Annotated in this window: 9 protein-coding genes; 2 read left to right on the top strand and 7 right to left on the bottom strand. The window is 70.4% G+C overall.

Translation table 11 applies throughout. From position 1 onward, the window contains the following. The coding region (locus VF468_20340; GenBank protein ID HEX5880639.1) for a helix-turn-helix transcriptional regulator at positions 1-352 on the bottom strand (352 nt) is incomplete at its 3' end. A 77-nt stretch (positions 353-429) separates the two neighbouring features. On the opposite strand from VF468_20340, the gene VF468_20345 reads away from it, so the two are divergent. Continuing rightward, the gene (locus VF468_20345; GenBank protein ID HEX5880640.1) at positions 430-1,488 is read left to right on the top strand and encodes an NAD(P)/FAD-dependent oxidoreductase; all 1,059 of its coding nucleotides are present in this window, start codon (positions 430-432) and stop codon (positions 1,486-1,488) included. Positions 1,489-1,708: 220 nt separating this feature from the next. Beyond that, the gene (locus VF468_20350; GenBank protein ID HEX5880641.1) at positions 1,709-1,897 is read left to right on the top strand and encodes a hypothetical protein; all 189 of its coding nucleotides are present in this window, start codon (positions 1,709-1,711) and stop codon (positions 1,895-1,897) included. A gap of 193 nt (positions 1,898-2,090) precedes the next feature. Here VF468_20350 and VF468_20355 read toward each other — a convergent pair whose 3' ends face one another. From VF468_20355 to VF468_20380, 6 genes are all read right to left on the bottom strand, one after another. Beyond that, entirely contained in the window at positions 2,091-3,071 is a 981-nt protein-coding gene (locus tag VF468_20355) for an NAD(P)-dependent alcohol dehydrogenase (protein HEX5880642.1), read from the bottom strand. A gap of 74 nt (positions 3,072-3,145) precedes the next feature. Beyond that, positions 3,146-3,985, bottom strand: coding sequence for an ABC transporter permease (locus VF468_20360; GenBank protein HEX5880643.1), 840 nt, complete (start codon positions 3,983-3,985; stop codon positions 3,146-3,148). Then, on the bottom strand, positions 3,982-4,935 hold the full coding sequence (locus VF468_20365) for an ATP-binding cassette domain-containing protein (protein ID HEX5880644.1): 954 nt from the start codon (positions 4,933-4,935) through the stop codon (positions 3,982-3,984). Before VF468_20365 ends, VF468_20360 begins: the two co-directional genes overlap by 4 nt. Then, positions 4,932-5,696: a DUF4386 domain-containing protein gene (locus VF468_20370; GenBank protein HEX5880645.1), complete on the bottom strand. Its 765-nt coding sequence runs from the start codon at positions 5,694-5,696 to the stop codon at positions 4,932-4,934. The genes VF468_20365 and VF468_20370 overlap by 4 nt, the downstream gene beginning before the upstream one ends. A 53-nt stretch (positions 5,697-5,749) precedes the next feature. Beyond that, complete coding sequence (locus VF468_20375) at positions 5,750-6,010, bottom strand: hypothetical protein (GenBank protein HEX5880646.1); 261 nt, start codon at positions 6,008-6,010, stop codon at positions 5,750-5,752. Positions 6,011-6,125: 115 nt separating this feature from the next. Then, positions 6,126-7,627 (bottom strand): LuxR C-terminal-related transcriptional regulator (locus VF468_20380; GenBank protein ID HEX5880647.1); only part of this gene is annotated, 1,502 nt, incomplete at its 5' end.

Raw genomic sequence — 7,627 nt, forward strand, 5'->3', positions numbered from 1 at the left:
GTCTGGTCAGCGGCACGACCGTGCGCCCATGGACCCGGCGAGGCTTGAGCCGGATGCGGGGGTCGCCGACCTCGGGCGCACCGACCAGGTCGTCCAGCGGCACTCGGTAGGTCTGCGCGAGGGGCAGGAGCAGCTCGAGGCTCGGTCGGCGCTGGCCGTTCTCCAGCCTGGACAGGGTGCTCTTCGAGATCCCGGTCCGCTCGGACACCTCGGTCAGCGTCAGCCCCCGTTGCTCCCGCACCCGCCGCAGCCGAGACCCCACCAGGTCCAGGGCCGCCGCGATGCGTCCGTCCCCACCAGCCGCTGGGTCCACCGGCCTCTGGGCGGCGACGTTGTCCGCGCGTGTACTCATGAACGGATTGAACGCTGTGTTCCCAGAAACAGCAACAACCGTTGTCGCCAGCCCTGAGGGCGGGTCACTCTCGGTGCATGAGCACGAACGAGACCCAGAACCACACCACCGGCGCCCCGGCCCCCCGCCCGACAGTCGGCTCGGCCGACGCGGCTGTCAGCTGCCAGAGCCGGTACGACGTCGTCATCGTCGGCGGCGGTGCCGCCGGACTCTCCGCTGCTCTGGTGCTCGGTCGTGCGCGCCGCCGCGTCGCCGTCGTCGACGCCGGCCAGCCTCGTAACGCGCCCGCTGCGCACATGCAGGGGTTCCTTGGTTCCGACGGCCTCCCGCCCGCTGAGCTCGTCGCGCGCGGTCGCGCGGAAGTGGCCAGCTACGGCGTCGAGCTCGTCGCCGGCACCGTCACCGCCGTCGCGGCCTGCGAGAGCGCAGCGAAGTCGGCGTCAGCGCAGCGCAGGTTCCAGGTCACCCTCAGCGACGGGGCCGTTCTCGAGACGCGTGCCGTCCTGGTCACCACCGGTCTGCGGGACGAGGTCCCCGATGTGCCCGGCGTTCGGGAACGGTGGGGCCGCGACCTCCTCCACTGCCCCTACTGCCATGGGTACGAGGTCGCCGACCAGCCCATCGGCATCCTCGCCGGCGACCCTGCCACGACCGCCGAGTCACTGGCCCACACCCACATCATCCGGCAGTGGTCCGACGACGTCGTCCTCTTCGCCAACGGAGCCACCCTCACCGCAGCCCAGCGCGAACAGCTCGTCGCCCGCGCAATCGGCATCGTCGACGAACCCGTGGTCAGCCTGGCCGTCGAGGACGACCACCTCACCGGCGTCGTCATCGACGGCGGCCGCATCGTGCCCCGCACCGCCGTGTTCGTCCGACCCCAGTTCGTCCCCAACGACACCCTCCTCGTCGACCTCGGATGCACCGTCCGAGACATCGGCTGGGTCCAGGTAGACGGCACCGGCGCCACCAGCGTCCCCGGCGTCTGGGCCGCAGGGAACGCCACCAACCCCCGCGCCCAGGTCATCACCGCCGCCGGCGAGGGGTCCGCTGCCGCCATCGCCATCAACAACAGCCTCGTCGACGAGGACATCCCCATCGCCGTCACCGACTACCGGCTCGGCCTCCCCGCCTAACCCGGACCCAGCCCTCCCGGACCCACGCCCGAGGCCGGCCCCACAACCACCCGCCCACCGACCCGCCGCACAAGCGGCCGTCGGCTCTACCAAGCACGCCACCACAGGCACCAGACCACACCGAAGGAGCACCACCGTGTCCACCAACGCCAACCCCCAGCCCACCGCCGCCACCGCGAAGCCGCCCGTCGGGCCACCCAGCAAGCACGCGCTCGCCGTCATGATCTGGGTCGCGGTCTTCCCGACCCTGACCGTCCTCAACCTGACCATCGGCCCGTGGCTCGCCGACCTCAACCCGGCCCTGCGCACCTTCGTTCTCGCCACCGTCGCGGTCCCGATCGTCATCTATGGCCTGATGCCGCGCCTGCACCGCATCCGCGTCCAGCTCCTCACCCGCCGAGCTGTCTGAGCTCCGCCGCAGCGTGAATCTGGACCCGTCGGACGCGCCAACCCATCCCCTCGGCGCGCCGACGATGCCGCGGAGTCCCCCATCCGCGGCGCCGAATCCACAGCCGCAGCACTTCCCGCTCCCGCTCGCTCAACAGACGTGTGGTCTCAACTCGCCCAGGCCGCAGGACGGGGGCCGTCGCGTGGCGCCCTCGTCACTCGACCGTGATGACGACCTTGCCGCGGGTGTGTTCGGCCTCCACGTGACGGACCGCAGCCGCGGTGTCAACCAACGAGAAGGTCCGGTCCGTCACCGGCCGGAGTTGACCCTCGGCCACCATGCCCGCGACCCGCTCCAACACCACTGTGGTTGGGACGGACTGGGGTGCACGGACCTCGAACGGCTGGAACCGGGCCAGCGCCATCGCACCGACCAGCAGTTTCATCGGCCCCAGGATGCGTCCGTCGCCGGAGTTCCCACCGCCCGACAGCACCAGTCGGCCACCTGCCCGGACCGCCGGGCGAAGGTCCCGCAGTCGGTGGTTGCCGACCAGGTCCACCACGGCATCCCAGGTGCGGCTGTCGCTGGTGAAGTTCGTGGTCGTGTAGTCGATGACCTCGTCGGCACCCAGCGACTGGACCAGTTCGACGTTGCGGTTGCTGACCACTGCTGTGACGTGGAGCCCCTTCGCCTTCGCGGCCTGGACGGCGAACGTGCCGACACCACCTGACGCACCGTTGATGAGCACGCGGCCACCAGCCCCGAGGCCCGTCTCGTCCAGACACAGAAGTGCTGTGGCAGCGGCCAGCGGCAGCGCAGCTGCCTGCTCGAACGTGGTACCCGCAGGTACCGGTGCCACCTGGTCGACCGACGCGATGGCGTAGTCGGCGAACGTGCCGACCCCTTCGCCGAACACAGCGTCCCCACGCCGCCACCTGGTGACTCCGGGGCCAATGGCTTCGACGACGCCGGCGAAGTCGGTGCCGCGTACCGGGACGCGAGGCCCGCGTCGGCCGAACAGGGTGCGGTCCATCAGACGTGCGACACGCGGCTCACCGCGCATCACGTGCCAGTCGCGGGCGTTCACCGATGCTGCGTGCACGCGGACCAGGACTTCACCAGCGGCAGGTGTTGGCCGGGGCTGCACGGTCACCTGCAGCACGTCTGGTCCGCCGTACTTGGACTGGACGACCACGCGACCAACCCGCCGGTGCGGTTCGACCGACCCGGTGGCGTCCTGGTCCGCGCCAGGTCTCCCACGAGCGGGCATCACTTCAACTCCGAGCGGAGCACGTTCACGACCGCGACCACCATCGGGACGACCAGCCACACCAGACTCGTCACCGCCAGGTGCGACCACCCGTCGCCGGTCAGCTGTCCCCGCAGCAGCGCGTCCTGGCTGTACTTCGCATCCAGCCACGGCCGGGCGTCGGCGAACCAGTCCTGGCTGAACGCCAGAAACGCCAGCAGGCCCGGCGCGACGAACCCGTACAGCATGTAGGCGACGATGGCGCCCGAGCTGCTCCGGATGAGCGCCCCGAGGACGAACCCGACCAGCAGCAGCAGCGTCTGGCCGGCAGCGAAGTAGCCGACGTCGACCAGCGACTGGTCCCAGACGGTCGGGACGTCGGCCAACGCCGCCCCGATGAGGTTGCCTACCGCGCCGACGGCGAACGCGACCGCAGTTGCCGGGACCGTGACGAGGACGACCGCGATGGCCTTGGCCAGCACCACGCGCCCCCGGTGCGGAACGAGGGTGAACGTCGCCAACCCGGAACGCTGGCTCCACTCCGAGGTCACCGACAGCACCGCGATGATGGGCAGGATGATCGTCATCGGAACCCCGATGGCCAGGGTGAACTCGCTGTAGGCGAGCTCCGCGGTGGGCGCCCAGGCGATGATGGCCCCGGTGGTGAGGAGTGCGGCGAGGCCGAGGCTAGCCAGCAGCCAACGACCGGAGCGGGTGTCAAAGCTCTTGCGGAGCTCCACCCGCACCAGGCGGGTCAACGGGACCCGTGCTGGCGTCTTCCGGGGAGTGGTCCGGCGGTCGACCTGGGTGGCTGCGCCGGGGGCGGCGACCGCCGAGGTAGTGGCGGTTTGGGTGGTCATGCGACTGCTCCTTGCGGGCTTGCGGCCGGGTGGCGGTCGCGTTGGGTGTCGGCGGTCAGGCTCAGGAACATCTCCTCGAGACCGGCGCCGTCGGCCGGCCGGAGTTCAGTGAGGGCGATCCCGGCGGTCCACGCGACGTGGCCGACGAGTTCGGCGTCTGCGTCCACGCGGAACACCGCCGGGCTCGACGTACCGGCGCCGGCGCCGCTGATGTCGTCGGCGTGGTGGCTGAGCCCAGCGCTGGTCAGAGCCTGGGCGAGCGGCGCCGGGTCGCGGGTGGCGACGTAGGTGCCGGCGCCGGCCAGCAGGTCGTCCTTCGTGCCTGCCGCGACCACGTGCCCGTGCCCGATGACGACCAGGTCGTCGGCAACGACCTCGATCTCATGCAGCAGGTGGGACGACAGCAGGACGGTGGCTCCACGATCGGCGTAGCCGCGCAGCAGGTCTCGCATCCAGCGGATGCCGGCCGGGTCGAGGCCATTGGCCGGCTCGTCGAGGATGAGGACCTCCGGGTCACCGAGGAGCGCGTGTGCGAGCCCGAGGCGTTGCCGCATGCCCAGCGAGTAGTCCCGCAGCCGCCGATTGGCCTCGGCTTCGCTGAGCCCGACCACGTCGAGGACCTCGGCCACCCTGCGGCGGGGCAGTCCCATGGTGGTCTGCGCGATGCCCAGCACCTCCCGACCGGTCCGGCCGGCATGCTGGGCGGACGCGTCGAGGAGGACGCCCACCTCCCTGCCCGGGTTGGGCATGTCTCGGAACCGCCGTCCAAGCACCTGCGCGGTGCCGTGGTCGGGTGGGGTGAGGCCGACGACGACCCGCAGGGTGGTCGACTTTCCGGCGCCGTTGGGTCCCAGGAAGCCGGTGACCCGGCCGGGACGGGCGCTGAAGGAGACGTCGTCGACGGCGGTGAAGCCTCCGTAGGTCTTGGTGACGTGCTCCACGCAGATCATCGGGTCACCGCCGGCTCGCCCATGGCGCCGTGGGCGTCCGTGCCTGGAGTCTTGAAGCCCTTCACGATGAGGTAGATGCCCAAACCGAGCTCCCAGAAGAATTCGGGTGCGGCGGAGAGTAGCTGGATGGCGCCGCCGGGCTCAATGAGGCCGAGGACGGCGGCTGAGCCGGTGGCGACGATGCACGTGCCGCCGATGAGGCCGAGCACGGCGAGCCGGCGGGGCACCAGGCCGGATCGGAACATCATCCAGCCGAGAATGAGCCCGTTGCCGACGCCGACGACAAACTGCGGGCCCAGGTTGAAGGTCCACTCCTGCATGACGAGGAACGCGTCGCCGACGGCGGCCAGGCCGGCGGCGGACTGCTCGTCGGCGGCCGCGTAGTCCTGACGCAGCGTGACGACGGTGAGGACGGCGAGGATGCCGACACCGATGAAGACGCTCTCCATGATCCGGGCAGCGATGAAGCTGAGGCCGAGGTTGGGATACCGGTGCTTGACGACCGTGTACAGCGCGGTGGCGGTACCGATGTTGGCGATGATGAGGATGCACTCCGCGAACGCGCCCCACAGGACGCGGGAGTCCTCTCCGGGGCCGGTGACGTAGTTGCCGTCGAACAGCGGCGGGTAGAACCCGATTTTGGCGGAGATCGAGGTGACGTAGGTGAGGATGAAGAGCCAGCCGACGATGGTGGCTGCGCGTCGCGTCGGGTCCGTGGCCGGCTGACGGTCGACGGTGCGAGTGTGCTGGGTGGTGCTCATGCGTGCCTCCTGGCGAATGGCCCGGGGTGAGCCGGGGTTGGATGTGGGTCGATTCAGGTCGATGGGTTGGTGTTGCTGGGGTTGTCGGGGTCGGTCTGGGTGACGGACAGCAGCGAGACCCCGAGGTCGCGGAGCTTGTGCAGCAGCCCATGCAGCGCGGCCTGGTCGGCGACGGGGCCGCGGAGGACGGTTATGCCGGCGTCGGTGTGGGAGAGGTCGAGATCGTCGAACCAGGAAGACCAGCGGTCATCGAGCCGGCCCTGGATTCGGATCTCGTACCAGTCGCCGTGGTGCCCGTTCGGTGTGCTGCTCATGGCCCGCAAGGTAGGAACGGGGGTGATGAGCGCGCGTCATCACAGGTGATGAGTGCGGTGATGAACTTCCTTGCCGGGACGTCCCGGAGGGCGCCAGGACTGTCGGGTCGTTGGGTCAGAGGTGTAGCTGATGGGCGCGTCGCACCGCGGCCCGACGATTGTTCACGCCGAGCTTGGCGTAGATGTGTTGGGTGTGGGTCCGCACGGTCGGCAACGACACGTTGAGGTGGCGGGCGATGGCGGGTCCGTCGAGGTCCGAGCCGAGGAGTCGTAGGACATCTAGTTCGCGGCTGCTCAGCGGCTCTACCAGCGGAAGTTCCGCTCCAGTCGAGAGCAGCGGCTCGCCCGACGCTCTGGCCGGGTGCGGCGGGTTGCCCGCCGCCGCGGCAACCGCGGCCGCGAACCGGGTCTCATCGGGAAGCAGCCCGAGCAACTCCACCGCTCGTGGTCCCGCGTCCAGGAAGGGGCGTACCCAGCCGCCCGGGCGCGTCAGCTCCGCGGCTGCCTGCACCCGGAACAGGGCTTCCCTGGCTCTGCCGGTGGCATCCGCAACGACGGCGAGGAGGAGCAGCGCTTCCACCTGTGCGGCGGTCCGTTCTGACTCAGTAGCGGCCACGAGAAGGCGTTCCAATAACTCGGCCGCCTGGTCGAGGTAATCCGGATCGCCGGTGGCCTGGTGCTCGGCCACCAGCAGTCGAGCCAGGGTCAGGTGCTCGTACTCGCGCAGGTAGTCCAGCTCGTCATCGGCACTGACGCCTGCGGCGACCGCCCAGGTGCGGGCTGCTGCGAGGTCGCCGCCGCGGATGTGCAGTCGTGCCCTGTCGGCCGAGACCGGTCGGATGTTGGGTGAGTAGTCGCTGTTGAAGAGGCGTTCGGCCTCCGAGAGCAGGGCGGCCGCGGCGGTGGTGTCGCCCTCGCTCTCCCGCAGGTGCGCCATGGCGACCCGCCACCGGTACGGCTGCCGCGGCAGCCCGGCACCATCGCCCAGGTCACTTGCCCGGCCCAGGTGCTGGACCACCTCTCGGTTGTCGCCCCTCTCCCAGGCGATCCGAGCCAGCGCCGTCCACAGATCGGCCGTCCCTCTCACCACGGCGGAACCTCGACTCGCCAGGTCTCCGGAGGCGGCCCCAGCCCGTTCGAGAGCACGCTCGGCTGCGTCCCGGGCCTCGTCGAGGTGGCCGCGTTGCAGCTCGAGGTCGACCACGATCTCGGTGCAAGCCAGGACGTCCGACACGTGCCCCATCGCGGCAAGGCCCTGGATGGCTGCCCGGTATCCGCGCAGGGCGGCGAGCAGGTCCCCGTTTGCCCAAGACGCCAGACCCTTCAGTGCGGACGCAGAGGCGACCGTGAGCTGGTCGTTGGCCGCGGCTCGTGCCAAGGCATCGTCGGCGTGGGCGATGGTGGTGGGCACGTCCCCGGCGACCAGCGCCAACCCTGCCCGGTGCGTGGCTATCTGTGCCGGCAGCCGTGCCCACTCGGCCTCGTTGCGGATCGTCAGCGACTCGGGTGGGGACGACAGGCTGCGCTCGAGTGCGTCCAGCCTCTCGCTGACGCCGTCGAAGGCGTTGCTGGCCATCAGAGCGCCGACGAGGTTGCTGGCCAGTACCGGGCGTTGCG

It is taken from the genome of Actinomycetota bacterium (assembly GCA_036280995.1).
GTDB lineage: Bacteria > Actinomycetota > CALGFH01 > CALGFH01 > CALGFH01 > CALGFH01.